Here is a 26,198-nt window from a genome sequence, read left to right as displayed (position 1 = left end):
TACAAAAGAAATGCATTCCTTCTAATGCCATATTTCGTGTATATTGGGTTCCTAAATTTTACTCCTGAATCCTTTGATGAAAACTTTATCGCCCGCCTCACTGCGCCTCGATTCTATTGACATTTTTCGCGCGCTAACCATGCTGCTCATGATTTTTGTAAACGATTTCTGGACGCTTACCGGCGTTCCGGAATGGATGGAGCACAGCAAGGGCTCCGACGACGCCATGGGTCTTTCGGATGTCGTGTTTCCTGTGTTTTTGTTCATTGTTGGCTTGTCTATTCCCTTTGCGATCGCAAACAGAAAATCGAAAGGGGATAGCAATGGAACGATCCTGTTCCACATTGGCGAACGCACATTTGCGCTCCTGTTAATGGGCGTTTTCATTGTGAATTTTGAAAATATCGTAAGCTCCGGCATGTGGGTGAACAAATATGTGTGGGAGATTTTGATGGTGGTGGCTTTCTTTCTGATCTGGAATGTGTATCCCAATGATCTCGGTAAAAAATCGCTTTATATGGGCCTGAAAATTCTGGGCTATCTGCTTCTGGTGGGCCTGGCTGCCATTTACAAGGGTGGCGATGAGGCGAACCCGTCCTGGATGGGCACGCATTGGTATGGCATTCTTGGGCTGATCGGTTGGGCTTACCTGATCTGTGCGGTGATTTATTTTATGGCAGGCGATAATTTGGTATTCAATGTTGTCGGCTGGCTGTTTCTTATATTGTTCAACATTGCAGACTTTGCGGGATTACTTTCCTTTTTGGATCCTGTCAAAGATTACGTCTGGATTGTTGGGAGCGGGGCGATGCCGGCTTTTACAATGGCAGGCGTTGTAGCATCGGTCATTTATCGGCTTTACAGCAGGAAAAACGGCATTACTGCTACGTATCTGGCAATCCTGATCATTCTCGGCATTGTTTGCCTGGCTTACGGATTTGGAACGCGTCCGTTTTGGGGCATTTCCAAGATCAGGGCAACGCCGGCCTGGGTTGGGATTTGCAGCGGCATTGCGTTCATCGTTTTTGCAGTGCTGTTCTGGCTGGTAGACCTGAAAAAAGTAAAAGACTGGGCAAACATGATCAAACCTGCGGGAACAGCCACATTAACCTGCTATCTCGTGCCCTACGTCTGGTATGCGGTGCTGACGCTCATTCATTTTAGTCTGCCCGTATTTCTCAGGACGGGCATTATTGGGCTGGTTAAGTCATTTTGTTTTGCCTTGCTTGTCATTATTGTAACCGGCTTGATCAATCGGATGGGTATCAGACTTAAGATTTGAAAAAATGGGTGGTAAATCTGAGGCGCATCGTCTTTTCTATTGTACGAGGATTTTTAATCGATAAATAATGGATACGAGAAGAGCTTTTGTAAAGAAAGGAATTGCCGGATTGGTTACCGGCGGCGTTTTGTCCCAATCGGCTTTTGCTGAGGATTTTGTGTTTGAAAAAAAGCCAGACACATTCAGGTTGGTCATGGCCGGATTTAGCTTCGTGAATTTCAAGCTGGATGAGTCACTGGAAATGATGAAGAAAACGGACGTACATTATTTGTGTATCAAAGATTTTCATTTACCATACAAAAGCACTGCTGAGGAAATTACGGCATTTCATGAAAAACTGAAACAAGCTGGGGTGACCGGATATGCGGTGGGGCCGATCTATACAAAAACACCTCAGGATATTGATAACGCATTTGATTATGCCAAAAGGGTGGGCGTGAAGCTGATCGTTGGCATTCCCAACCACGAGGATCTTAAATACGTAAGTGACAAGGTAAAGGAAACAGGCATTCGTTATGCGATCCATAACCATGGTCCTGAGGACAAGCTTTATCCCAATGCAACATCCATCAACAACCTCATCAAAGATCTCGATCCGGGGTTAGGCATTTGTTTCGATATGGGCCATAACCGACGCGATAACCAGGACTCGGTGGCGGATCTGGGTAAATATTCCAAAAGGATTTTTGATATACATTTAAAAAATGTCACTGCCGCCACCAAGGACGGGAAAACATGCGAGCTGGGACGCGGAATTATTGATATTCCTGCATTTGTGAAAATGCTCAGAAAGGTAAAGTATGACGGCTGCTGTAGTCTTGAATATGAGAAAGATATGAAAGATCCACTGGCAGGGATTGCCGAATCGGTGGGATATTTCAAAGGGGTTTGTGATGCAGTGAGTTAAGTAAAAGTCGTTTCAAGTGGTGTAAAATCATATTTTTGCATCGGAAAGAATGTTACGGCCGCATTATTATGCGGTCCTGAAAATTGATTTATAAACATAACGCCATAAGAAATGCTCAAAACCGTGCCCTTTGACCAGCTGGCAGCTTATAAAAAGCTGAAAACCCATCATAAAACCATTTCTCAGAAACATTTAAAGGCGCTTTTTGAGGAAGATGCGGATCGCCATAAGAAATTCTCGATCCGGTTTGGTGATATTTTATTAGACTATTCCAAAAACCGCATAACAACCCGTACTCGCTCTTATCTGGTTCAGCTTGCCGAAGAGGCAGGGCTAGCAGATGCAATTGAGCAAATGTTTACGGGAGAAAAAATCAATGCGACGGAAGGCCGCTCGGTGCTCCACGTCGCATTGCGCAACCGTTCCAACGAACCGATCTTATCCGACGGAAAAGATGTGATGCCGGACGTAAATGCTGTTCTGGCGAAGATGAAAGAGTTTTCTGGCAAAGTGAGATCCGGCAGCTGGAAAGGTTATTCGGCTAAGGAGATTACGGACATTGTGAACATTGGCATTGGCGGAAGTGATCTGGGCCCTGTTATGGTGACCGAGGCGCTGAAAGCTTATGGAAAGCCGGGGTTGAATGTCCATTTCGTATCCAATGTCGATGGCACGCATATCGCTGAAACGATCAAGTCGCTGAATCCGGAAACGACATTGTTTATGATCGCGTCCAAAACGTTCACCACCCAGGAAACGATGACCAATGCACATAGCGCGCGCTCATGGTTCTTGGAAAAAGCGGGCAATAAGGAGCATGTTAAAAAGCATTTTGTTGCGATTTCCACGAATCAAACCGAAGTTGAAAAATTCGGCATTGATCCCGAAAATATGTTTGGTTTCTGGGATTGGGTCGGTGGCCGCTATTCGCTCTGGTCTGCAATTGGGCTTTCTATTGCTTGTTCTGTTGGTTTCCAAAATTTTGAGCAGCTGCTTTCCGGTGCGCATGAAATGGATAAGCATTTCAGGACAACCAAGTTTGAAAGGAACATTCCGGTTATTCTTGCATTGTTGGGTGTTTGGTATAATGATTTCTTTGACGCGCAAACGCAGGCGATTTTGCCCTATGACCAATATATGCACCGTTTTGCTGCCTATTTCCAGCAGGGAGATATGGAAAGTAATGGTAAGAGCACGGGGCGTGACGGAAAACCGGTTGGTTACCAAACCGGTCCGGTGATTTGGGGCGAGCCTGGAACCAATGGTCAGCATGCATTTTACCAGCTGATCCACCAGGGAACGAAGCTGATTCCTTGCGATTTCATTGCGCCCGCTACGAGCCATAATCCATTGGGAGAACACCACAAAATGCTGTTGTCCAACTTTTTCGCCCAGACAGAAGCATTGATGAATGGAAAAACGGAAGAGGAAGTAAAAGCTGAGCTTGTGGCTGCTAAGAAGTCAAAAGAAGAGATAGAATTTTTAACACCGTTCAAAGTCTTTTCGGGTAATCGGCCTACGAACTCTATTTTGATTAAGAAAATCACGCCTAAGACATTAGGAAGCCTGATTGCGATGTATGAGCACAAGATTTTTGTGCAAGGCATCATCTGGAATATTTTCAGCTTCGATCAATGGGGTGTGGAGCTCGGTAAGCAGCTCGCCAACAAAATTTACCCCGAACTTCAAAACGATTGGCCTGTTTCAAACCACGATAGTTCAACCAACGGACTGATCAATCAATACAAGCGGTGGCGGTAACGATCAATCAAAAGTGATTTAAACGCAAATCCGATCAACACACCAGCAGCATCCGCAACGGCATCCCACCAGTCAAATGTGCGGTCGAAGGGCAGGAGCTGCTGGTAAAATTCCAATCCAAGTCCATAAGCCATTCCAAGCAGCACCAACAGTGTTGCTTTTTTTGGATATACCAGCGTCCATAATGTAATCCAAATAATAAAAAGTCCCCCATGCACGATCTTATCGAAGCCAGCGACTGGGGCGGAAGGAATGTCTTTTCCCGGCCATGTGCAGGCTAACAGGATCAGGAACGTCCAAAACCAGGCGATCCACGGGCTTCGTGACAACAATTGAATAATGCTTTGGAAAAATTTCGGAAACATGAGGAAGATCAATTTAAGTCCGCAATTTAAGTGATTTCAAACTTTACTCTTTTTTAACGGTGTTAGAATTCTTCTGAAAAATTTACTAATTACTTATTTAAATATGTCGCCCCATATTAGTAATTATTTTTAATAATTTAGAAGATCACAAACTCCTTTGCCTTAATGAGACGAATTTACTTTTCACTCACTCTATTACTGACCCTTTCCATTACAGGCCTTGCTCAGAGAATTATCCATCTGGACGAAGGACTGGCAGCCGGGCCTTGTCATCAATACGGCCGGGAAGCATTGTATACCGACCAGCTCGCGTTTCAACTTTACAACGGGACATTGGCAAAACCGCAAGAAGGCGCTTTGCTGCTTAAAAACGCCAAAGGCGAGGACATTAACTGGCGGAAAGTGAAAGCCGACACATCGCACCGTTTACGCGGTGATTCTTTTTCCAATGGATACGTTTATCTGACTTATCAATCTGAGAAAGAGCAAACCGCAATCCTGACTGTGACAGGCAATGATATGCTTTTCTTCAATGGCGTGCCGCGCGGCGGGGATATGTATCGTTATGGATGGATGAACCTGCCGGTGCGTTTGAAAAAAGGAACGAACGAAATCTATGCGCGGGTAGCACGTTTCGGGAGATTCGGCGGCATTGCGGCAAATCTGACATTTCCCGAAAAGCCTGTTTTTATCGATACAAAGGACGCAACATTGCCGGATGTCGTTCCGGGCTTAAAGAATGATTCGCTTTGGATCGGCCTGGTTGTGGCGAACACAAGCCCGAAAGTGCTCACCGGTTTGCAAATCAAAGCGGTGGTTTCGGGAAAAGAAGTTGTCACCCATTTGCCTTCCATTCCTGCATTGTCTTTGCGAAAGATCGGGTTTGTCGTAAATGCTTCCGGCGTTCAGACTGGTAAACAGGACGTGGTCGTTACTTTAACACAAGCGGGTAAAGTGATTGATTCAAAGAGTGTTAGCATTCAGTCTGTTGAGGAAGGAAAGCAATATAGCAGGACATTTGTCAGTGAATTGGATGGAAGTGTTCAATATTATGCAGTGTCGCCGCAGTTGAAATCCGGTTCCACTGAGAAACCAGCGTTATTTTTCTCCGTCCACGGTGCAGAAGTTCAAGCCATCAGTCAGGCGAGGGCATATAAGCCAAAAGATTGGGGCGTTTTGGTTGCACCCACAAACAGACGCCCAAGAGGTTTCAACTGGGAAGATTGGGGAAGGTTGGACGCATTGGAAGTTCTGGACATTGCCAAAATACAGTATACTCCTGATCCAGCAAAGATTTTCCTGACCGGTCACTCCATGGGCGGCCACGGAACATGGTTTCTTGGCGCAACATATCCCGACAAATGGGCTGCAATCGCTCCATCTGCCGGTTATCCGACATTATCCTCTTATGGCTCGCATGACGGCGTGATCCCTGACAGCGCAGGCTCACCCATCGAAGCGGTGTTGCTCCGCGCCAGTAACCCGAGCAATGTGCTTGCGCTGACTTCCAACTACAAAAGCCTGGGCGTATATGTGGCACACGGGGATGCAGACAGGACCGTGCCTGTAACATATGCTAGACAAATGCGCGACATTCTAGGCAAATTTCACAGGGATTTCAGCTATTACGAGCATATTGGCGGAGAACACTGGTATGGCGATATCAGCGTGGACTGGCCTCCGATCTTTAACTTTTTCAGCTGGCATTCGATCCCTGCAGATACAGCGGTGAATGCGATAGACTTTACAACGGCTAACCCCGGAATTTCGTCGAAAATGCGTTGGGCGGCTGTGCATCAGCAACTTACTACGCTTAAATACAGCAGAGTACAACTGAATTCGGACAAAAAAACTAAGACGATTACCGGTAAGACAGATAATGTTGCCTTGCTTTCTTTGGATCTGGGCGCATTTCCTGTCGGGACCGATGTAAGCGTCACATTGGACAGTCTAGCAGCTTTGGAATATAAGGTTAAGAAAGAGAACGAAACCATTTATTTGAAAAAACAGAATAACTGGCAACTTGCCGAAGCACCGACCAAGACACAGAAAAACATTTTGAGAAACGGCACGTTTAAGGACGCTTTCAGGAACAGAATGGTGTTCGTATATGCAACGGGCGGAAGCAGAGAGGAAGCCATCTGGGCTCTGGAAAAGGCAAAATTTGATGCTGAATCGTGGTATTACCGGGGAAATGGAGCTGTTGACGTTATCGCGGATAAGGATTTTTTGCCGCAAAATTTCAAAGATCGCGGCGTAATCTTGTACGGAAATCAAGACACGAATGCGGCATGGAACTCATTATTGAAAGATTGTCCGGTAAGTGTTACCAAAGGCAAGATCACCGTGGGAGAAAAGCAGTTTACCGGAGATCTGGCAACCTATTTCGTCTATCCGAGACCGGATAGCGACATTGCATCCGTGGCTGTGATTGCCGGAACAAGCAAGAAAGGATTCCAGGCAGCGAATGCAAATCAATACTTCAGCGGCGGAAGCGGTTTTCCTGATCTGATGATCTTCTCGCCTGGTATGCTGAAAGATGGCATTAAGGAAGTGAAAATGGCTGGTTTTTTTGGAAATGACTGGTCGGTTGAAAAAGGCGAGTTTGTAAATAATTGATATTTGTTGCTTCAAATGAAAAGCGCCGGAATACAATCCCGGCGCTTTTTTTGTGATGAAGTGTAACTTGTTTTAACCATTGTCCGCAAATTCCGGATAAAGGGTCATACCGCCGTCAATGTACAGCGTTTCGCCATTGACGTAATCAGAATCATCAGACGCAAGCCATGCGACTGCCTTTGCTACATCCTGCGGCGTTCCAATTCTTTTGTATGGGATCAATTGTAACAGTCCTTTGTATTTATCAGGATCAGACCAAACTTCTTTATTAATCGAAGTTTTAATCGCACCCGGGCTAACAGAATTTACCCGTATCTTATAAGGTGCGAGTTCTTGCGAAATGGACTTCATGAACATCATTATGCCGCCCTTTGATGCCGCATAATTAACATGTCCGGCCCAGGGGATCACGTCGTGCACAGAACTCATCAGGATAATTTTGCCAATCGAAAGTTCGCTGTGATTTACTTCGGTAGCAGCTTTTTCCTGCGCTACGAACTGCCTCGCGGCCTCACGGCAAACCAGAAACTGACCTGTAAGGTTTACATCAATCACTTTCTGCCACTGCTCCAACGTCATTTCCAAAAACGAAGAGTCCTTTTGCAGACCTGCGTTGCTGATAACAATGTCGATCCGACCAAACTTGCTGATGGTTTCATTGAAAAGTGCTTTTACTTCCTCTTCATGGCTCACATCCGCTTTGACCAGAATGCCGGTTCCGCCTTTTGAAAGAATCTCATTCAGCGTCTTTTCACCTTCTTCCAGATTGGAACTGTAATTGACCACCACTTTGGCACCGAGCTCAGCCAGGTGGATGGCGCACGCTTTACCAATTCCTGAACTTGATCCTGTAACGATCGCAACCTGATCTTTAAATTTCAGATCCAAACCTATCATATAATCTCTTTTTCAAATGACTTCAGCTTTTTCCAGACGCGACGGTTTACGTTTTTAACCGCCCAGTTTTTTGCAATTAAAATTGCTTTTGAAACCGCCTCACGAGGAGAAATATTATTTGTTCTTAAAAGCTCCTGCGCAATGGTGACCGCTTTTTCACGGGTCGTAGGAGATAAATACATCAACTCTGGTAACGCGATCCTATTGTCCATATTGGTTTTCAAATTTTAATGCAATGGTTTAAATAGCCTGATGAATATGTAACTCAAATGAATAAAAATTAATGCCAGAAACGACTGATGTTTTTTCAACTTTTTGCAGGAATCATTTACCCACATTTCTTAAAATGTCGTGTAAAAAAAATCCCCATCTGGTTAAAGACGGGGATTTCTTCAAGTTGCCTTATTATTTGACTTCCTCGAAATTTACATCCGTCACATCGTCGGTAGGATTGCCGTTGTTCGCAGCGCCTGGGTTACCGGTTGGTCCGCCTGGCTGCGCGTCTGCGGGTTGGCCTTCTGCACCGCCTTGTGCGTACATTTCCTGAGAAGCGGCTTGCCATGCGCCATTCAATTTCTCCATTGCAGTGTCAATTCCTGCAAGATCCTGGCTTTGGTGCGCGGTTCTCAATTCCGCTAATGCTCCTTCAATTGCTGTTTTGTTTCCAGCAGAAAGCTTGTCGCCGAATTCTTTTAATTGTTTATCTGTAGAGAAGATCAGGCTGTCGGCAGCGTTGATTTTCTCGATTTTTTCACGTTCCGCTTTATCAGCTGCTTCGTTCGCTTTCGCTTCTTCACGCATCCGTGTGATTTCTGCGTCGGTTAAGCCGCTTGACGCTTCGATACGGATTTTCTGCTCTTTGTTTGTGCCTTTATCTTTCGCAGACACATGCAGGATACCGTTTGCATCGACGTCAAATGTTACTTCAATTTGTGGCGTTCCGCGTTGTGCCGGTGGAATGTCCGACAAGTGGAAACGTCCTAATGTACGGTTCTGGGTAGCCATCGGGCGTTCACCTTGCAATACATGAATCTCAACAGATGGCTGGTTATCAGCAGCAGTCGAGAATGTTTCGGTCTTTTTGGATGGGATTGTCGTGTTCGCATCGATCAGTTTAGTGAATACACCGCCCAATGTTTCGATACCCAAAGACAATGGAATAACGTCCAAAAGAAGTACGTCTTTCACTTCACCAGTCAAAACACCACCCTGGATCGCAGCACCAATGGCCACCGCTTCATCCGGGTTAACGCCTTTCGAAGGTTTTCTGCCGAAGAATTTCTCCACTTCCTCCTGCACACGAGGGATACGTGTAGATCCACCAACCAAGATCACTTCGTTGATATCGTTATTTGTATAACCTGCGTTTTTCATCGCTTTCTTGCAAGGCTCCATCATTCTTTGGAACAATGTATCCGCAAGTTGCTCGAATTTCGCACGGGTTAATGTGCGAACAAGGTGTTTTGGAATGCCATCAACCGGGAAAATATAAGGCAGGTTGATCTCAGTTTGTGTTGAGCTTGACAATTCCACTTTTGCTTTTTCCGCAGCTTCTTTCAGACGTTGCAATGCCATCGGATCTCTTCTTAAATCCACAGCTTCGTCTTTTTGGAATTCGTCTGCAAGCCAGTTAATGATTACCTGGTCAAAGTCGTCACCACCAAGGTGGGTATCACCATCCGTAGATTTTACTTCGAAAACGCCATCACCCAATTCAAGGATCGAAACGTCAAAAGTACCACCACCCAAGTCAAACACAGCGATTTTCATATCAAGGTGTTGCTTGTCCAGACCGTATGCAAGCGCAGCAGCAGTAGGTTCGTTGATGATACGTTTCACATCAAGACCCGCAATCTGACCCGCTTCTTTAGTAGCCTGACGTTCTGCATCATTGAAGTAAGCAGGAACGGTAATAACCGCTTCGGTCACTTCCTGACCCAGATAGTCCTCAGCAGTTTGTCTCATTTTCTGCAAAATGAATGCAGATACTTCTTGTGGAGTATATAACCTGTCTCCGATGGGGATACGAGGTGTGTTGTTTGGACCTTTATCAACGGTGTACGCAACTGTTTTTTGTTCGCTGGTTACGTCATCGTATTTTTTGCCCATGAATCTTTTTATGGAGCTGATAGTATGCTTGGGATTCGTGATCGCCTGGCGTTTGGCTGGTGCACCGATTTTGCGTTCACCATTATCCATGAATGCAACCACTGACGGGGTTGTGCGGGCACCTTCGCTGTTTGCAATTACAACCGGCTCGTTACCCTCCATGACAGCCACACAGGAGTTCGTTGTTCCTAAGTCTATGCCAATAATTTTTCCCATTGTTATATATTAAAGTTAAGTATAATTTGATGCTGACTAATTTGCTGAGGGCGTTAGCACACCAGCTGTTCTGAGGCTTTACTAAAAACCTCGTACCAGTAAGAATAGAATAAATCAGAAGTGACAAAGTGTCAGGCCGGCTTGCGGTCTGACACTTTTATAAGGTGGGAATTTAAGACAACTCGCCCATAAGCGGGTCACTTGTGCTTATGCGACCCGTTTCAACATGCCCGGCAAGGCGCACCAGGAAGTCGGGCTGCTCTTCCAGCAGGACGGAGAAGTCATACCATTGGAAGCTTTTATCAAGATTTAAGATCAATGTTTTTTCAAAACCTGCGGACGCTTGGTCGTCACCAAATGTTATGAGCTGATTGTTAGCACCATATGCATTATCCAGGATCACAAAGGTGCTTTTTGAAGCGAGTTGATCAGCCTCCATTTTTAGCTGAATGTTGCCGGTTGGTTTATTATTTTTATCCAGCTCATAAAGAAAACCAACCTTCACATTACCAGACGCCTTCGTACCCTGGAATTCCCGGAAAAAGCCATTAGGCCCATAAACCCGTAAATGATATTTTCCACCTTCAAAATCTTCCGGTTTCCACGATCCGGTGAGTGCATCGCCTGCTTTTACAGCATAATTCCAGACCTTAACCTCTTCATTTTTGTATTTCCCAGGCGCGTAAATCATGAATGGGGCACCGGCAGCCTTGTCGCGGAATATGCCATTTTTGGCTTCGAGCTCGATCTCAAATGCATTTTTGGCAGTATTAAACTTGCCTTCGGCCGCTAACTCGTAAGGAATCGGGCAGGAGGGACGCGTTCCTTTTTCCTGCTTCGGCATCAATGAAGAGGCCAAAGGGTTTTTATTAATTTCATCAATTTCAGCTTTGGACAAAGCTTTATAGGCGCTGGGAAGCTTTTTGAACTGAGCGTTATAAATGCCTTCCATGAATTCGTTGCGCGCCAGGAATGTTGGCAATGGAATTTTTTCGCCATCGTAAGGAGCGAAGGTGGAAGTAAGGTCACCGCAAATGGTCCTCCGCCAGGCACTAATGTTGCTTTCCTCAATCTTCTTGCCTGATTTATGGCTTGTGAATTTTTCCAAAAACTGCAAAATGGAAGTATGGTCAAAAACCTCCGAGCATACATTGCCGCCGCGGTTCCATGGAGAAGCAACGACCAGCGGAACACGGAAGCCAAGTCCGATAGGGCTTTCCCTGCACTCCTTTTTTTCTTTTTTGGTCATATCCTGCTGCATCGTTACAAATTCGGTTTTGCAATCGATGCCTTCTGAAACAGCGCCGCTGTCTTCTTTATATGGATTGGGCACTACAAATGGCGGGACGTGATCGAAATAGCCGTCATTCTCATCGTAGCAAAGGATGAAAATGGTTTTCTTCCAAACTTCCGGGTCAGCCGTAAGAATGTCCAATACTTCGGACACATACCATGCACCGTACCAGGGCGAAGTCGGATGATCTGAAAAATTTTCGGGAGCCACAAGCCAGGAAACCGTGGGAAGATTGCCACTTTTTACATCGCTGCGAAATTGGTGTAAAACATCGCCCTGCGGCGCTTTCGCTTCATGTTCAATGTCGCCGTCGAGATATTTTACCGTGGTTACCTTGCGATAATCGGGGTCATTTTTATTGGTTGTAAATGCTTTTTGATGAATGTTTTTTGTGCGCTGCGAGAGCTTTTCGTAGTTTTCCGGCGTCCATCTTTTCAATTCTTCCTGGGCAAATACAAGCTCTTTTTGCTTTAAATTCAACGACTTTTCAAGATCAGTCGCTTCCTTTCCTTTTACAGCCTTTGTCAGTTTCGCTTCCGTCTCTTTGATTTCCGCTGGCAATGCACCTAATCTTGTCTTTTGATATTTCTGATAACCCGTGTGATAACGGATTTCATACTGGCTGAACCATTCAATCGGATTGTCCGTAAAGTTGGCAAGCCAGGAATCTTCCTCACCCGTTAAACCGGTGTTAATGCTGAGCTCATTTTGATAAATTCTCCATGAAACGCCATTGTCTTCCAAGCGCTCAGGGAATGTTGTCCATGACGCTTCTGCATCGTCAGAAACATTCTCATTTCGAATGTTAGCATAATGTTCAGGGCTTGGTTTTTCGCGAACCGTTCCGGACCAGAGATAAAGTCTGTTAGGCGTCGTGCCGGTAAGTGAAGAACAGAAATTCTGATCACAAACTGTAAAAGCATCGGCTAACGCATAGTAAAAAGGAATGTCTTCGCGATTGTAAAAGCCCTGGGTCAAAGGCATTTTAGCATAATCTTTATGGCCGGGCTGTTTCGCAATGAGCCATTTATCATATTTTCCGCCGTTACGCGCATCGACCTGGTTCGGCCAGGAATGCGGCAATGAACCCATCCAGGTCGCATTCGATTCCCTCATATTCAAACGGAATGGGGCGAACGTTTCGCCAAATGCATTGGTTTGCAGCCAGACGAGATTTTTATTGGGCAAAGTGATAGCCCTGGGATCGTTAAAGCCCCGCACACCACGAAGCGAGCCATAGCAATGGTCAAACGAACGGTTTTCCTGCATCAGGATCACCACGTGTTCGGCGTCGAGGTAAGTGCTTCCTTTTTTGGGATCAATGGCAAGCGCCCTTTGAATGGAAGGCGGCAGCGCACTAAACATGCCGGCTGCGCCGGTGAGCATGGTGGCTTTTTTTATAAACTCCCTTCTGGATTCCATGGGGTAGGGTTTTAGGTTTGATGTTGTCAGTAATACCTGACAAAAACACTAAAGTACCAACCTTTTATTATTTCGGGAGTTAAAAAATTGTGAAGACTATCGGGAAGGCAAAAAAAATCCCGCCGGTGAGGCGGGATGCTGTTTTATTTTACCTGATCAACGATCGCTTTGAATGCTTCCGGATGATTCATCGCCAAATCAGCGAGAACTTTACGGTTTAGCTCAATGCCGCTAGCGCTAAGCTTGCCGATGAAAGCAGAATATGATAAACCGTGAAGACGGGCTCCTGCGTTGATACGCTGGATCCACAATGCACGGAAATTACGCTTCTTTTGCTTACGACCTTTGTATGCGTATGCCAAACCGCGCTCTACTGCGTTTTTAGCTACTGTCCATACATTTTTACGACGGCCGAAATAGCCTTTCGCAAGTTTTAATACTTTTTTACGTCTTGCACGTGACGCAACGTGATTTACTGAACGTGGCATAAAATTAACTGTTTTTGATGGTCGGCGCTCTTTTGAGTCTTGAAATGCCTTCTATCGGGTTGAACAAAAAACCAGAATTGATATTCTAATTAATGGCTGCGAATTATTTCGCGAGCATAGCCATCACCTGCTTAACATTAGACACATCTATAAGACCAGTTTTAACCAAACCACGCTTACGCTTGTTTGATTTCTTTGTCAGGATGTGGCTGTGAAACGCGTGTTTGCGTTTGATTTTGCCAGTGCCGGTCAGCGCGAAACGCTTTTTAGCACCGGAATTGCTTTTCATTTTAGGCATGATTCAAAAAAATATTAATTGATAAAATATAAAACAGCGCGCAAAATTAGCCAAAATGTTTCTAAAATGAAAATCGTGTCCCCGACAAAGTCAAAGACACGATGCATTCAAAATTTATATATGTAGGAAGAACCGAATTATCGGGTCTGCCAGATTATTTTTTAGCTGGTGCAGGCGCGAGAATGATCGTCATCCTTTTTCCTTCCAGTTTCGGCTCCATTTCAAGCTTACCATAGTCTGTAAGGGCTTCTGAAAACTTATTCAGCAAGTTTACCCCTCTCTCTTTGAAAACAATGGTACGTCCAACGAAATGCACGTAAGCTTTCACTTTCGAACCTTCTTTAAGGAAATTTATCGCATGCTTTAATTTAAAATCAAAATCGTGATCATCGGTATTCGGTCCGAAACGGATCTCTTTAATGACAACTTTCATTGCCTTAGCCTTGATTTCTTTCTGCTTTTTCTTCTGCTCGTATTTGAACTTCGAATAGTCTACCACCTTGCAAACAGGCGGAACCGCTGTTGGCGCAATTTCAACTAAATCAAGGCTTTGTGCCTTCGCAAGCGCGCGGGCAGTATTGATATCAACTATGCCTGGTTCAATATTCTCTCCAACCAGACGCACTTCTTTTGCTGTAATTCGTTCGTTTATTTTATAAGGTTCTTCGGGAACTCTTAACCGTCCACTCGGGGGTCTTAATGCCATATAACTTGGTTTGGTGTTTCTTTGGGTTTTATTGGTAAAATCAAAAAACTTAACACTGCTGTCACAAAAATAGTGCCTTAGTGCGGGAATAATAACAAAAAGTTAGAAAATCATCAAATAATGGCAGCTTCTTTCTTGAAAAAGCTGACAAATTCCTCCACTGTCATACTTCCCAAGTCACCTTCGCCCTTCCTGCGCACTGACAGTTTGCCTTCTGCGGCCTCTTTCTCACCGACAATCAGCATGAAAGGAACCTTGGTAACTTCCGCGTCGCGGATCTTGCGGCCAATCTTCTCATCCCGGTGGTCTACAAAGCCGCGAATGTCGTGATCCTGCAATTTGAAAAATACTTCTTCCGCATAATCGGCAAACTTCTCAGAAATCGGCAAAATCGCGATTTGATCGGGCGAAAGCCACAATGGGAACTGTCCGGCGGTGTTTTCGATCAGGATGGCAATGAATCTTTCCATCGAACCGAATGGTGCGCGGTGGATCATTACGGGCTGATGCTTCTGGTTGTCGGATCCTGTATATTCCAGTCCGAAGCGTTTCGGCATCTGGTAATCCACCTGGATCGTACCGAGCTGCCATTTTCTGCCCAATGCGTCACGGACCATGAAATCCAGTTTCGGGCCGTAGAAAGCTGCTTCGCCTAATTCGGTGACCGTGCTCAATCCACGTTCCTGAGCAGCTTCAACGATCGCACTTTCAGCTCTTTCCCAATCTTCGTCTTTTCCTATATATTTCACCTTGTCATTTGGATCACGAAGCGAAATTTGTGCGCTGTAATCTTCAAAACCCAGTGATTTGAAAACATATAATACAAGGTCAATCACGCGGACAAACTCTTCCTTAACCTGATCCGGACGGCAGAAAATGTGTGCGTCATCCTGCGTAAATCCGCGAACACGTGTAAGCCCGTGCAGCTCGCCGCTCTGCTCATATCTGTAAACCGTTCCAAACTCCGAAAACCGCAATGGCAGGTCTTTGTAGGAGCGGGGAGAGGTTTTATAAATTTCGCAGTGATGCGGGCAGTTCATTGGTTTCAGTAAATATTCTTCACCTGGGTTCGGCGTCTTGATCGGTTGGAAAGAATCTTTACCATACTTTTCCCAGTGACCGGAAGTAACGTAGAGCTCTTTGCTACCAATGTTAGGCGTGATCACGGGCAAATAACCCGCGCGCGATTGCGCTTTGCTTAAAAACGATTGCAGACGCTCACGTAGCATAGCACCTTTCGGCAGCCATAATGGAAGTCCCTGACCTACTTTTTCCGAGAATGCGAACAATTCAAGCTCTTTACCCAGTTTTCTGTGGTCGCGTTTTTTCGCTTCTTCCATTAATGTTACATACTCTTCCAGTTCTTTTTGTTTTGGAAAAGTAATCCCGTAAATCCGGGTTAACATTTTGTTTTCCTGCTTGTTACGCCAATAGGCGCCAGCAATGTTGGTCAGCTTAACTGCTTTGATGAAGCCCGTGTTAGGAATGTGCGGGCCGCGGCAAAGGTCGGTAAAGCCGCCTTGCTCATATAAAGTGATGGAGCCATCTTCCAGGCCATCAATCAGTTCCAGTTTGTATTCGTCACCTTTTTTGGTAAACAATTCCAAAGCATCAGCCTTGCTGATCGGCTTTCTGACATATTCATTTTTCTGACGTGCCAGTTCAAGCATCTTCGCTTCGATCTTTGGAAAATCATCTTGTGAGATGGATTTGTCGCCCAAATCGACGTCATAGTAAAAGCCCTTTTCAATCGAAGGTCCCGTTCCGAATTTTACGCCCGGATACAATGCTTCCAATGCCTCGGCCAATAAGTGAGCAGAAGAGTGCCAGAAAGTTGATTTTCCATCTTCATCATTCCACGTCAGCAATTTTACCAGGGAATCCTGCGTGATCTCACGCGTAGGGTCCCAAACTTCACTGTTCACTTTGACAGCTATCACATTTCGCGCCAAGCCTTCACTGATACTAAGCGCAATGCCCATGGCCGTAATACCTTTTGGGTAAAACCGTTCACTTCCGTCGGGCAGGGTAATTTTTACTTGAGACGCGTCTTCCATTCAAAAATTTAATTCTAGGACAATTAATCAAAGGCTTGTGAGGGCCATAAAATACAAATCTATTCAATTTTAGCTTTTCGAGACGAGTCCACACGGATATTTGTAGTTCCTCTCGGCCGTATAACGTTAATTTTCACCCTGGATGTGTCGAGCAGCTTGTAGCCGGAGCTCGCGCTTGCATTGGGATCATAATTGGAATAAATGCTTGCATCTTCCTCTTTTCTGATCCGGTAAAGGCCGTTTCGGGCACTCTGATCGCCCGGGCTAAGCACCAACGCCGTGGTGTAATAGTCAACCGCTTTGGTGTAATCGCCTGCTTTTTCGTAGGCATAACCCAGCATATTGTTAATGTCTTTGGACTTTGGTTTTATTTTCAAAAGCGCCTCCAAAGCCCGGATCGCTTTATAATATTCTTTCAACTGTGTGCTAACCGTCGCAATACGCATGAGCGCGTCCTCGTAGGCAGGTTTCAGTGCGACGGCTTTTTGGTAATTAATCAATGCGGTGTCCGGTTTGGCCATCACATTGAAAATTTCTCCCCGCTCAAAATAAAGGCTGGGCACATTTGGGAACCGCTTGATGGCCCTTTCGTTAATGGTCAGCGCCTCAGCAGGGTTTTTGAGTTTCCTTAATATAATAATGCTCTGCTCGTAAGCCCGCAACAGTTTCGGGTTGACATTCATGGCATATTCAAAACTCGAAATACTCGCCAGCGAATCGCCCTGGCGTGCTTGCAGCATGCCTTTCACATAATAAGCGGAACCATCGTAAGGCGCCATTTTCATGGCTTGGTTCAAATAATTAACGGCTTCCCTGAAACGCCCCTTGGCTTGCAGGACGTCGGCGAGCAACACATATAACTCCGGACTGCTTTGCTGCAATGCTTCTGCGCGTTGCGCATCTTCTAAGGCTTTATCGATTTCACCGAGCTCCCGGTTGATTTTTCCGCGCAACAGGAAATATTCACTCTCGTTCTCCTGTTCGTAAATGGATTCGTTGATATCTTCCAGCGCTTCCGAATATTGCTCCCTTTCAAAATAGATGCGCGCCCGTTTGAAATAATTCTGGTCCGAATCAATGCCGCGGTTGATGAGCTCGGTGAGCGACAACAGCGCATCACTTTGCCACTGCGCGTGCGATTTTTTCACAACGGGCGGGATGCGCGTGGAATTTCTGGCATCGCTCTGGCAGGATTGGTTTAAGCCAGCCAGAACAATGCAAATAAAAAGGAATATACGCTCGAAAATTTTAGACATTCTGGTCTGAAAATCTTGAAAAAACGCCCAGGGGAAGATTTTTGCCAAAGGAATCCGGAATAAAAAGCTCACCAAACTCATGGTGGATCTGCGTTCCGAAATGCGCTTTGATCAAATTTTCCACGATCAGCGCTGAGAAACCCAAAGAATATAAATTGATAATGAAGAAGAAATTTTCCTTCTTCAAAAGTAAAGCGCAAAGCTTAAGAATTTCGTTCAGACTTTCCTCCAAAAGCCATTTTTCCCCATCCGGGCCACGGCCATAAGCAGGTGGATCGAGGATAATGCCGTTATATTGATTGCCGCGGCGCACTTCTCTTTGTACAAATTTCAATGCATCTTCCACAACCCAGCGAATGTTGTCCAGCCCGCTCAGTTCCATGTTTTCCCGTGACCAGCTGATCACCTGCTTTACCGAATCCACATGCGTAACGTCCGCGCCCGAAGCCTTAGCGGCTAATGATGCAATGCCCGTGTAAGCAAAAAGATTCAAAACCGAAGGCTTGGTTTCAGGAATCTGTTTCAACGTTTTAGCAATGTAATCCCAGTTTGTAGCCTGCTCAGGAAACACGCCTACGTGCTTGAAAGAAGACAACGCCAGTTTAGAACGCAAATGCAGCGCATTAGTCCTGTATTGAAAAACCCATTTATCAGGCATGCCGTCCTTGGCGATCCACTGCCCTTTTTCCTGCGAATTTTTATCTCTCTTGAAAACAGCATTGGAACGCTTTTCCCATTCTGCTTCCGAAAGGCTTTTGTCCCAAATTGCCTGTGGTTCAGGACGTGACAAAATATATGGACCAAATCGTTCCAGCTTTTCAAAGCCGCCGGTGTCAATTAATTCGTAATCTGTATGTTGCTCAGGAGCCAATAAAATCATGAAAATATTTTTAGCATTTTCCGTTGGCATGAGCCAACGGAAATGGGGGGATGGAATTAATAGGCAATTTTATTCAAATAAAACACATTGCGTCTTCCGCGGGTTTGCGGATCGCCGGCGGCATTGATAATGCGTTGTTCGCCCCAGGCCAGATAAAAGTTTTCATACCAGTAATCAATGTCATCTGTGCTGGTTTTTCTCACTTTATCGCCTTCCACATTGGTTTCGTTTGGGATCACGCGGTCGCTGTCGACCACCTGGTTTCCCTTGATGATCTTACTGCGAATGGCTCCATTGTGACTATAAACCAGGCGCGAATTGCCATTTGTGAAAGTCTGCACCTTGATTTTTTCGCGCAGGTCCATGCTTTTCACATTATCGAAATTAATGCTGTTATCCCAAAGCAATTTGCCGTTTTCATCCACATCCGCTACGACTGCGTGCGTGTAAGTAAATCCGTCAAAAACCTGCTGGTTATAACCGCGTCCGCCGTACATCGGATTCCATAAGTAAGGGTTATAAAGCCCCATACCAAACGGGTAACCCATCATGCTGCCATAACCCAGCCCGCCCATCATCGAAGGATTCTGGTAGCGATACTCGGGATAAAAAACTTCGGCTACCAGAAGGAAATTGTTGTCTTTTGGCACAATGTCATGGACGAGCAAGCGATAGTTCAGTTTCAGATCGTCGCCGCTTTCTTTCTTTTTGCGAATGCGTTTCTCCATCTTCTCCTGCTGACGCTCGTTCATGAAATTAAAGAAATTCTTGAACTCGGTAAAGCTGTGGTAACGCGTGAAAACGGGCTCATTACCCACGATTTTACTGATATAAAGTCCTTGTGAAGCAGCATTGGAAGTGCTTTGCATGTTTCGGTAACCATATGTGCCGATCACGACCCTTACAGAATCATTAAGCACTTGTAATCTGCCGCTTAGCAGTGAAAAATCGTCTTCGGGATCCACGGAAACCTGGGCATAAAGCTCGCCGGTTTCTTCGTACGAGCGCGCAACGATGCGGGTTTGTCTTCCTTTTTTCACGGCGAAACAAACATTCACCAAATGGTGCGCCGTGTCCACTTCAACAGTCTGAATGGCATTAGAACCTTTGATTGCCGATGGTAAAATCTTCGTTTGGGCTGTCCTAAGCTGTGTTAAAATTAAAACCGGCTCGTTCCGAACCATTCCGGCCATGAAAACGGAGTAGCCCAATGTTTTGAAATCGGTGATCTCAAAACGGTCGACCGTGTTAATAGTAAACGTTTCCACAAAGCCAGGGCCCACATTCACTTTTACGATCTGATATAAGGAACTCCGATATTTACTAAAAAGCAAAAAGACCGCCTGACCGTCGTAGGAAGCCGTTATGTAATCTAAATTAGCTTCAATAGGTCCGTCAATAGACCATACGCGTTCCAGATTCGTATCAAATTTTTGAACATTGAAAGTGCCTTTTTCGGGTTTTGAAATAAGCAGGACACCTTGTGAGCCCAGGGGCACAGTTTGGTAAGCCATGTTCCCCGACAAAGGTAATTCTATTCTCTTAACACCTTGTGCACCAGCCAATAACGACGCCGATACAAGGGATAAAAGCAAAAAGATCTGACGAAATGCTGAAAAATTAAGATTCATGTGCCAATGCAACAATAATGTCGAATTCCTCACGCTTAACCGGCACGACAGATAACCGGGACAAGCGTACAAGTTCCATATTTTTAAGGATATCATGTTTCTTGATCTGGGCCAGCGTGACGGTTTTCGGAAAGTGTTCCACCGGAACTACATTCACAACGACCCAATCACCCGTATCAATGGTTGGATCGGGATAATGTTCTTTCGAAACTTTTGCCAAACCTACAACCTCTTTGCCCTCGTTACTATGATAAAAGAGAACCAGATCTCCTTTTTTCATGGCCATGAGATTGTTGCGGGCAGCAAAATTTCGTACGCCATCCCACATGCCTTCTTTTTCCTTTACGAGATGATCCCAGGAATATGTATTCGGTTCACTTTTTACAAGCCAGTGGTTCATGGATTTCAGTTAACTTTTGATGAATTTTTTATTAAAAGACGCATTTCGCGATCAGGGAAATTTCGGGTATTTACTGAAATCGGGTTTTCTTTTTTCAAGAAACGATTTTTGCCCTTCTTTCGCTTCTTCGCTTAAATAATAAAGCAATGTGGCATTTCCCGCCAATTCCTGGATTCCAGCCTGTCCGTCGAGCTCTGCATTGAAAGAACTTTTCAGCATTCTGATGGACAGCGGACTCTTTTCCTGGATTTTTTTACACCATTCAACCGTCGTCGTTTCCAGGTCTTCCAAAGGAACCACTTTATTCACCAAACCCATCTGCAATGCTTCCTGCGCGTCATATTGGTCGCATAGGAACCAGATCTCACGCGCTTTTTTCTGTCCTACGACCCGGGCAAGATAAGAAGCGCCGAAACCGCCGTCAAAGCTTCCTACTTTCGGGCCGGTTTGACCAAATCTTGCATTTTCGGCTGCTATGGACAGGTCACAAATGACGTGCAGCACGTGGCCGCCGCCGATTGCCCAGCCCGCAACCATAGCGATAACAGCCTTCGGGATTGAGCGGATCATACGTTGCAGGTCGAGCACATTCAAACGCGGCACATGGTCATCGCCAATGTAACCGCCATGTCCGCGCACCGACTGGTCGCCGCCGGAACAGAATGCTTTTCCACCTTCGCCTGTTAAGATAATGACGTCGATCCGGGTGTCTTCGCGGCAAATGTGCATCGCGTCGATAATTTCCGTAACGGTCAGCGGCGTGAATGCGTTGTGTTTATGCGGGCGATTTATACTTATTTTTGCAATGCCTTCGTGCAGCGTAAATAGGATTTCCTCGTATTCTTTAATGGTTTCCCACTGAATTGAACTTGACATAATTCGGAATGTAAATGAATAATCGGATGTTAAAAAGTTAACTATAACCGCCGTTAACTCGTTCGCAACAATCTGCGAAATTACAGATTGTTTGGGTTTCCTTCAAACACAAATGAATAACTTTCCAATGCCCTGGAACACAAGTATAACCGCCATCAAAACCCAGCAACGACCAGAGCATCCCTACTTTGGTAAAGCGTATGATTTCATGCAATCGTGGCTGAACGGCCAGCAGACTTTCACATTACAAACATCCGGTTCAACCGGCGATCCCAAGCCCATTGAAGTCCAACGGAGACAACTGGTTAGCAGCGCTCAGATGACGGGTAAGGCGCTTGATCTGGGAAAAGAGACTCGCGCGCTGGTTTGCCTCAATGTAAATTATATAGCTGGCTTAATGATGCTTGTTCGGGGGATGGAGCTGGATTGGGAGATGACGATCATCGAACCTTCGGCTAATCCGCTGCTGGATGTTGTCGAAAATGCGGTATTTGATTTTGCTGCACTGGTTCCCCTGCAACTTCTTGCCATTCTTGCTAATCCAAACACAGAAGATCAGGTTAGCCGACTTGGGAAAATCCTTCTCGGCGGGGCACCGGTTACTGTTTCTTTGCAAAGAAAAATCGAAGCATTAAACATTCCGGTTTTCCATAGTTATGGCATGACCGAAACCGTTTCACACATTGCATTGCGCAGATTGAACGGGGAAAATTTTTCGGAGGATTACCACTTCTTACCGAACATTGATTTCGGCATAGACGAGCGCGGCTGCCTGCAAATTTCAGGTCCTGTCACGAACGGGGAAATTGTTCAGACGAATGATCTGGTCGAGATTTCAGGGAACACATTCAAATGGATAGGACGTGCTGATAATGTGATCAATTCGGGCGGGGTGAAGATTGTTTTGGATAAAATCGATGCGAGCGTCGGAGAAGTTTTTTATGATCTGAAAATCACGAATGCGTTTTTTAATTGGTCTGTGCCCGATGAAAAATTAGGTCAGAAATTGGTTTTGATCATTGAAGGACCCGCCAGTGTTTTAGGAGCTGATGGCATCATTCCGGAAATTAGAAAACGCCTTTCCGCCTATGAAACCCCGAAACATGTTTACTTTGTGCAGCATTTTAGTAAAACCACCACGGACAAGGTCGATAAACGCCGCACTGTCCAACAACTTTTAGCATCTCAAAATGGATAAAAATATTCAGATCCCAGGTTACTATATCATTCGTTTTCAAACGGCATCGGTCGTTCCGGCTCCCTTTTCGCATTTTTATACACTCAAACTGGATATCGCTTCCAAAGATCAGCTGACAGTTGACTTTGACATTAAATATCTGGATCGCGATGAGCTGGATGAGGACGATCTGCTGGATGAAGGATTTTCTCCGGATGACGATTACGCCTGGAAAGGCAATGTTCCTGCGATTTGGATTGATCAGTTTCAGGACATTATGGCGTCATCCAAGATCATCAGAAAAAGGGAAGAGAGTGAATTTGAAGATTTTATAGAAATTGAGCTGGATGAAAGTGGCAAAATGGTGACCATTTATCCGGTTGATAAAGAACGCTGGTCGTATTTCTTGCAGGAATTTATGCAGGCTGTGTTCGAAGCGGGTGGGAGAGAGAAGGCCTTTGAGCTTACTTACCTGGAAATTGATGGCGACAAACAAAAGCAGTTAGACTTGCGGGCGTCATTCGCGGAAAAGTCGTTCACGGTTGTGACGGACAAAAGTCCTGCCAGAAACCTGGAATGGTCGCAGCTGCAAAAAATCATGGACACCGTTTATAAAGCTGAATTTGTGCCGGATAATGCTTCAGATGCCAAGCCTAAAAAAGCGGGAAAATACATTACAGCCGGTGATGGCCTTTGGTATCAAATGGGCGTCGCAATCCTGGAAACGACTGCGAAAAGCAAGGATTTGCCGAAAATCGAAGCATTATTTAATGCTTTGTCCAAATAATTAAGATCTGTATTGGTTCAGTTCCTGCTGTAATTCATCCACCAGCAGGCTGACCCTTTCCAATGAAGGCTGCGGCGTAGGTAACTGCAAACTCACGAAAGCTTTCACTTCCCAAACTTCCTGCACATCCTGCAAAGGCACTTCCAGTTCTTCCAAATCGGCCATATCGGAGGTTAGTAGTAAAATGCCGGAAGTTTTAACCTGATTAAATGCTGTTCTGTACACAAAACCGTGGCCACGCAACACGAAAATGTATTGCATGCCATCCTTAATGTCGTACCAGTTCCTTACAAATGTTCCTACGAGAATGGAGCCCGGATATGCGAAATCGGCACCGCTTTCGAATGCCCGGTAGTAACCCATGGGCAGGTTAGGGAGCTGAAAAACGGGTAATTGATTTAAATATCCCGGATTCTGGAAATTGGCCAGATATTCTTGCTGCAAATTTTTCGAAACCCATTGAATAGTAGGGTAGTTAACCACCTTTTCTTCAACCTGCACATTAAACTGATTTCCCTGGAATTGATTGTTAAAAACGGGCAATTGTGAATCCGGGCGGGCACTAACCTGGGGATTCTGTATCACTGGTTGATTTTGAGGGACTGGCTTATTTTGGGAAACGGGTTGACTCTGAAAAGCTGTCTGATTTTGAAAAGCTGGCTGAGTTTGAGCAATGGGCTGGTTCTGAAAAACGGGTTGCACGGGTGGCACAGGCTGTACAACCGGCGTCGCTGGCTGACTTTGTGGCTCGCCGTTAACAGGTTTGAAATTGACCTGCTTGGAAACCATTCGGATCTCGGGTTCCGGCTGCTGGTATTTTTCCATAATCTTAGACAATGGCTGCGGCTCCGAAAAAGCCGGAATGCGCGTTTGCGCCGGAGTTGGCAAATTGCCTGAATGCGAAACCGTCATAGGACGACCTGGATTCATAGGCAAAGACATATCAGGCGTTTCGCGTAATTTTCTGAGGTCATTTTTGAGCAGATTATCCACCGTAATGCCAAATGCCGCCGCCATATTTTTCAGATTGGTCAGATTCGGATTGGCGCGGGCTTCTTCGTAAGCGCCAAGCAGCGAGCGCTTAATAGCGATCTTTCTTGCAAATTGCTCTTGTGTAAGGCCGTTGAGCCTTCTGAGATATTTGATGTTGTTGCTTACGATGCTCATAATATTGCCTTGCAGGTTTCAACTGTAAATTTCCTTCTTAGCAGCTTTAAATGTGTTGGTAAGCAACCCACAAATGGTCATCAAACCAACGCCGCCCGGAACGGGCGTAATGTAACTTGCTTTGGGCGCAACGTCATTAAAATCAACATCACCTTTGATGGCGAAACCGCTTTTCTTGGTTTCATCCACAACTCTGGTAATGCCCACGTCAATCACCACTGCTCCTTCTTTAACGTAATCAGCGGTAACAAATTCTGGCCTGCCTAATGCAACGATCAAAATATCGGCGGTTTGACAGATTTCTTTCAAATTTTGCGTTCTTGAATGCGTAATGGTCACCGTGCAATTGCCCGGATATTCGTTGCGCTGCATGAGTATGCTCATCGGCAATCCCACGATCTGGCTGCGGCCGATCACTACGCAATGTTTGCCGCTGGTTTCAATTTTGGCACGAATAAGCATTTCCATAATGCCAAACGGCGTTGCAGAAATGTACGCAGGAAGTCCCTTGCACATTTTACCCACATTCACCGGGTGGAAACCATCCACGTCCTTTGCGGGACTTACGGCTTCCATGATTGTGTTTTCAGAAATATGTTTGGGTAAAGGAAGTTGTACAATGAATCCGTCCACATCAGGATCATTATTCAATCCTTCCACCGCTTCCAAAAGTTCTTTTTCGCTTATCTCAGGCCCGAATCTCAGTAATGTTGATGTGAAACCGATTTCCTCGCAGCTCCTGATTTTAGACGCTACATATGTTTCGCTTGCACCGTCCGCACCCACGAGGATTGCCGCCAAATGTGGCTTCTTGCCGCCATTCGCGATCCACGCTTCCACTTCGTTTTTTATTTCAAACTTAATTTGGGATGAAATTGCTTTCCCGTCTAGTAACTGCATTATTGATTGGTAATATTTTTGATAAGAATTTCCATTCCCGTTGTTGCCTTTTCCTGGATGAATGTCATGTTGGATTTCAGGGTAATGTCCGGTTTCGCAGGATCGATAATGTAAACAGGCTTGCCTGCGCCTACATAATGTACAAGCCCTGCGGCAGGATAAACGGCCAGGGAAGTGCCTACCACGACGAAAATGTCAGCTTCTTCGGTAACCTCCATGGCTATTTCCATCATCGGAACCTCCTCGCCAAACCACACAATGTGCGGCCTTAACTGACTTCCCAGCTCGCAAAGATCTCCTGTTTTCAGCTCCCAGGACGACATTTCGTAAACCAGATCCGGGTTCTTCGTGCTTCTGGATTTGAACAGCTCGCCATGCAAATGGATCACATGGGAGGACCCGGCGATTTCATGCAGATTATCAACGTTTTGCGTGATGATGGTCACGTCGTAATCTTTTTCCAATTCCACAAGTGCGTAATGTGCCGCGTTTGGTTTCACGGTTGCGGCCTGCTTTCTTCGCTGGTTGTAAAAGTCCAGCACAAGCTCCTGGTTCCGCTGCCAGGCTTCTGGCGTGGCAACGTCTTCAATGCGAAAATTGTCCCACAAGCCTCCGTTATCGCGGAACGTACTGATCCCGCTTTCGGCGCTGATTCCCGCCCCCGACAGCACTACAAGTTTTTTCATGATTTCAATTCCTAGTG

The 26,198-nt window shown here is 45.5% G+C and carries 23 protein-coding genes; 6 read left to right on the top strand and 17 right to left on the bottom strand.

The features are described 5' to 3' along the window. The first annotated feature begins 76 nt into the window (after positions 1-76). The 3 genes from NFI81_RS07640 to pgi all read left to right on the top strand — a co-directional run bounded on the left by NFI81_RS07640 (position 77) and on the right by pgi (position 3,950). A complete protein-coding gene (locus NFI81_RS07640) occupies positions 77-1,282 on the top strand; it encodes a DUF5009 domain-containing protein (RefSeq protein WP_234613110.1) in 1,206 nt (401 codons plus the stop codon). A 67-nt stretch (positions 1,283-1,349) separates the two neighbouring features. Next, complete coding sequence (locus tag NFI81_RS07635) at positions 1,350-2,189, top strand: sugar phosphate isomerase/epimerase family protein (protein ID WP_234613111.1); 840 nt, start codon at positions 1,350-1,352, stop codon at positions 2,187-2,189. A 111-nt stretch (positions 2,190-2,300) separates the two neighbouring features. After that, complete coding sequence (gene pgi / locus NFI81_RS07630) at positions 2,301-3,950, top strand: glucose-6-phosphate isomerase (RefSeq protein WP_234613112.1); 1,650 nt, start codon at positions 2,301-2,303, stop codon at positions 3,948-3,950. Here the strand turns inward: pgi and NFI81_RS07625 are convergent. After that, complete coding sequence (locus NFI81_RS07625) at positions 3,929-4,315, bottom strand: VanZ family protein (RefSeq protein WP_234613113.1); 387 nt, start codon at positions 4,313-4,315, stop codon at positions 3,929-3,931. The genes pgi and NFI81_RS07625 overlap by 22 nt on opposite strands. A 165-nt stretch (positions 4,316-4,480) precedes the next feature. Between NFI81_RS07625 and NFI81_RS07620 the strand changes: the two genes are divergently transcribed. Then, positions 4,481-6,934, top strand: coding sequence for an alpha/beta hydrolase-fold protein (locus tag NFI81_RS07620; protein ID WP_234613114.1), 2,454 nt, complete (start codon positions 4,481-4,483; stop codon positions 6,932-6,934). A 72-nt stretch (positions 6,935-7,006) separates the two neighbouring features. On the opposite strand, the gene NFI81_RS07615 is transcribed toward NFI81_RS07620, so the two are convergent. The 13 genes from NFI81_RS07615 to menB all read right to left on the bottom strand — a co-directional run bounded on the left by NFI81_RS07615 (position 7,007) and on the right by menB (position 21,464). Next, positions 7,007-7,831, bottom strand: a complete 825-nt coding sequence (locus tag NFI81_RS07615) for an SDR family oxidoreductase (RefSeq protein ID WP_234613115.1) — start codon at positions 7,829-7,831, stop codon at positions 7,007-7,009. After that, positions 7,828-8,055 carry a hypothetical protein gene (locus NFI81_RS07610; RefSeq protein WP_234613116.1) on the bottom strand — a complete coding sequence of 76 codons (228 nt, stop codon included), beginning with the start codon at positions 8,053-8,055 and terminating at the stop codon, positions 7,828-7,830. Before NFI81_RS07610 ends, NFI81_RS07615 begins: the two co-directional genes overlap by 4 nt. Positions 8,056-8,236: 181 nt before the next feature. Continuing rightward, positions 8,237-10,156 carry a molecular chaperone DnaK gene (gene dnaK, locus NFI81_RS07605; protein WP_234613117.1) on the bottom strand — a complete coding sequence of 640 codons (1,920 nt, stop codon included), beginning with the start codon at positions 10,154-10,156 and terminating at the stop codon, positions 8,237-8,239. Positions 10,157-10,328: 172 nt separating this feature from the next. Beyond that, the gene (locus NFI81_RS07600; protein ID WP_234613119.1) at positions 10,329-12,872 is read right to left on the bottom strand and encodes a phosphocholine-specific phospholipase C; all 2,544 of its coding nucleotides are present in this window, start codon (positions 12,870-12,872) and stop codon (positions 10,329-10,331) included. Positions 12,873-13,015: 143 nt separating this feature from the next. Continuing rightward, positions 13,016-13,360: a 50S ribosomal protein L20 gene (rplT, locus tag NFI81_RS07595; RefSeq protein ID WP_026631508.1), complete on the bottom strand. Its 345-nt coding sequence runs from the start codon at positions 13,358-13,360 to the stop codon at positions 13,016-13,018. Positions 13,361-13,463: 103 nt separating this feature from the next. Then, positions 13,464-13,658, bottom strand: coding sequence for a 50S ribosomal protein L35 (gene rpmI / locus NFI81_RS07590; protein WP_026631509.1), 195 nt, complete (start codon positions 13,656-13,658; stop codon positions 13,464-13,466). A 154-nt stretch (positions 13,659-13,812) separates the two neighbouring features. Further along, positions 13,813-14,364, bottom strand: coding sequence for a translation initiation factor IF-3 (gene infC / locus NFI81_RS07585; protein ID WP_082216552.1), 552 nt, complete (start codon positions 14,362-14,364; stop codon positions 13,813-13,815). 113 nt (positions 14,365-14,477) lie between these two features. Further along, positions 14,478-16,421, bottom strand: coding sequence for a threonine--tRNA ligase (gene thrS / locus NFI81_RS07580; RefSeq protein ID WP_234613120.1), 1,944 nt, complete (start codon positions 16,419-16,421; stop codon positions 14,478-14,480). A gap of 59 nt (positions 16,422-16,480) precedes the next feature. After that, the gene (locus NFI81_RS07575; protein ID WP_234613121.1) at positions 16,481-17,677 is read right to left on the bottom strand and encodes a tetratricopeptide repeat protein; all 1,197 of its coding nucleotides are present in this window, start codon (positions 17,675-17,677) and stop codon (positions 16,481-16,483) included. Further along, positions 17,670-18,557, bottom strand: a complete 888-nt coding sequence (locus tag NFI81_RS07570; RefSeq protein ID WP_234613123.1) for a class I SAM-dependent methyltransferase — start codon at positions 18,555-18,557, stop codon at positions 17,670-17,672. The genes NFI81_RS07575 and NFI81_RS07570 overlap by 8 nt, the downstream gene beginning before the upstream one ends. Before the next feature lie 56 nt (positions 18,558-18,613). Beyond that, the gene (locus NFI81_RS07565; RefSeq protein WP_234613124.1) at positions 18,614-20,188 is read right to left on the bottom strand and encodes a hypothetical protein; all 1,575 of its coding nucleotides are present in this window, start codon (positions 20,186-20,188) and stop codon (positions 18,614-18,616) included. Then, positions 20,178-20,588, bottom strand: a complete 411-nt coding sequence (locus tag NFI81_RS07560) for an EVE domain-containing protein (protein ID WP_234613125.1) — start codon at positions 20,586-20,588, stop codon at positions 20,178-20,180. The genes NFI81_RS07565 and NFI81_RS07560 overlap by 11 nt, the downstream gene beginning before the upstream one ends. A gap of 51 nt (positions 20,589-20,639) precedes the next feature. Continuing rightward, a complete protein-coding gene (menB, locus tag NFI81_RS07555; protein ID WP_234613126.1) occupies positions 20,640-21,464 on the bottom strand; it encodes a 1,4-dihydroxy-2-naphthoyl-CoA synthase in 825 nt (274 codons plus the stop codon). A 112-nt stretch (positions 21,465-21,576) separates the two neighbouring features. Between menB and NFI81_RS07550 the strand changes: the two genes are divergently transcribed. Together NFI81_RS07550 and NFI81_RS07545 are read left to right on the top strand one after the other, a co-directional pair. Further along, a complete protein-coding gene (locus tag NFI81_RS07550; protein ID WP_234613127.1) occupies positions 21,577-22,662 on the top strand; it encodes an AMP-binding protein in 1,086 nt (361 codons plus the stop codon). Then, on the top strand, positions 22,655-23,428 hold the full coding sequence (locus NFI81_RS07545) for a hypothetical protein (RefSeq protein WP_234613128.1): 774 nt from the start codon (positions 22,655-22,657) through the stop codon (positions 23,426-23,428). The genes NFI81_RS07550 and NFI81_RS07545 overlap by 8 nt, the downstream gene beginning before the upstream one ends. Here NFI81_RS07545 and NFI81_RS07540 read toward each other — a convergent pair whose 3' ends face one another. Genes NFI81_RS07540 through NFI81_RS07530 form a run of 3 tightly spaced genes read right to left on the bottom strand, consistent with a single transcriptional unit; the run spans position 23,429 to position 26,181 of the window. Beyond that, on the bottom strand, positions 23,429-24,595 hold the full coding sequence (locus NFI81_RS07540; RefSeq protein ID WP_234613130.1) for a helix-turn-helix transcriptional regulator: 1,167 nt from the start codon (positions 24,593-24,595) through the stop codon (positions 23,429-23,431). Between the two features lie 18 nt (positions 24,596-24,613). Further along, positions 24,614-25,495 (bottom strand): bifunctional 5,10-methylenetetrahydrofolate dehydrogenase/5,10-methenyltetrahydrofolate cyclohydrolase, encoded by an 882-nt coding sequence (locus NFI81_RS07535; protein ID WP_234613131.1) that lies wholly within the window; start codon positions 25,493-25,495, stop codon positions 24,614-24,616. Beyond that, positions 25,495-26,181, bottom strand: a complete 687-nt coding sequence (locus NFI81_RS07530) for an SIR2 family NAD-dependent protein deacylase (protein ID WP_234613133.1) — start codon at positions 26,179-26,181, stop codon at positions 25,495-25,497. The genes NFI81_RS07535 and NFI81_RS07530 overlap by 1 nt, the downstream gene beginning before the upstream one ends. Positions 26,182-26,198: the final 17 nt, after the last annotated feature.

This window comes from Dyadobacter fanqingshengii (assembly GCF_023822005.2).
Classification (GTDB): domain Bacteria; phylum Bacteroidota; class Bacteroidia; order Cytophagales; family Spirosomataceae; genus Dyadobacter; species Dyadobacter fanqingshengii.
This window is presented reverse-complemented; position numbering and strand designations above follow the sequence as displayed.

Bases quoted from the DNA above. Each gene is read 5' to 3' on its own strand.
- NFI81_RS07640 (WP_234613110.1), top strand. From the start codon at position 77: ATGAAAACTTTATCGCCCGCCTCACTGCGCCTCGATTCTATTGACATT.
- NFI81_RS07635 (WP_234613111.1), top strand. From the start codon at position 1,350: ATGGATACGAGAAGAGCTTTTGTAAAGAAAGGAATTGCCGGATTGGTT.
- pgi (WP_234613112.1), top strand. From the start codon at position 2,301: ATGCTCAAAACCGTGCCCTTTGACCAGCTGGCAGCTTATAAAAAGCTG.
- NFI81_RS07625 (WP_234613113.1), bottom strand. From the start codon at position 4,315: ATGTTTCCGAAATTTTTCCAAAGCATTATTCAATTGTTGTCACGAAGC.
- NFI81_RS07620 (WP_234613114.1), top strand. From the start codon at position 4,481: ATGAGACGAATTTACTTTTCACTCACTCTATTACTGACCCTTTCCATT.
- NFI81_RS07615 (WP_234613115.1), bottom strand. From the start codon at position 7,831: ATGATAGGTTTGGATCTGAAATTTAAAGATCAGGTTGCGATCGTTACA.
- dnaK (WP_234613117.1), bottom strand. From the start codon at position 10,156: ATGGGAAAAATTATTGGCATAGACTTAGGAACAACGAACTCCTGTGTG.
- NFI81_RS07600 (WP_234613119.1), bottom strand. From the start codon at position 12,872: ATGGAATCCAGAAGGGAGTTTATAAAAAAAGCCACCATGCTCACCGGC.
- rplT (WP_026631508.1), bottom strand. From the start codon at position 13,360: ATGCCACGTTCAGTAAATCACGTTGCGTCACGTGCAAGACGTAAAAAA.
- rpmI (WP_026631509.1), bottom strand. From the start codon at position 13,658: ATGCCTAAAATGAAAAGCAATTCCGGTGCTAAAAAGCGTTTCGCGCTG.
- infC (WP_082216552.1), bottom strand. From the start codon at position 14,364: ATGGCATTAAGACCCCCGAGTGGACGGTTAAGAGTTCCCGAAGAACCT.
- thrS (WP_234613120.1), bottom strand. From the start codon at position 16,421: ATGGAAGACGCGTCTCAAGTAAAAATTACCCTGCCCGACGGAAGTGAA.
- NFI81_RS07575 (WP_234613121.1), bottom strand. From the start codon at position 17,677: ATGTCTAAAATTTTCGAGCGTATATTCCTTTTTATTTGCATTGTTCTG.
- NFI81_RS07570 (WP_234613123.1), bottom strand. From the start codon at position 18,557: ATGATTTTATTGGCTCCTGAGCAACATACAGATTACGAATTAATTGAC.
- NFI81_RS07565 (WP_234613124.1), bottom strand. From the start codon at position 20,188: ATGAATCTTAATTTTTCAGCATTTCGTCAGATCTTTTTGCTTTTATCC.
- NFI81_RS07560 (WP_234613125.1), bottom strand. From the start codon at position 20,588: ATGAACCACTGGCTTGTAAAAAGTGAACCGAATACATATTCCTGGGAT.
- menB (WP_234613126.1), bottom strand. From the start codon at position 21,464: ATGTCAAGTTCAATTCAGTGGGAAACCATTAAAGAATACGAGGAAATC.
- NFI81_RS07550 (WP_234613127.1), top strand. From the start codon at position 21,577: ATGAATAACTTTCCAATGCCCTGGAACACAAGTATAACCGCCATCAAA.
- NFI81_RS07545 (WP_234613128.1), top strand. From the start codon at position 22,655: ATGGATAAAAATATTCAGATCCCAGGTTACTATATCATTCGTTTTCAA.
- NFI81_RS07540 (WP_234613130.1), bottom strand. From the start codon at position 24,595: ATGAGCATCGTAAGCAACAACATCAAATATCTCAGAAGGCTCAACGGC.
- NFI81_RS07535 (WP_234613131.1), bottom strand. From the start codon at position 25,495: ATGCAGTTACTAGACGGGAAAGCAATTTCATCCCAAATTAAGTTTGAA.
- NFI81_RS07530 (WP_234613133.1), bottom strand. From the start codon at position 26,181: ATGAAAAAACTTGTAGTGCTGTCGGGGGCGGGAATCAGCGCCGAAAGC.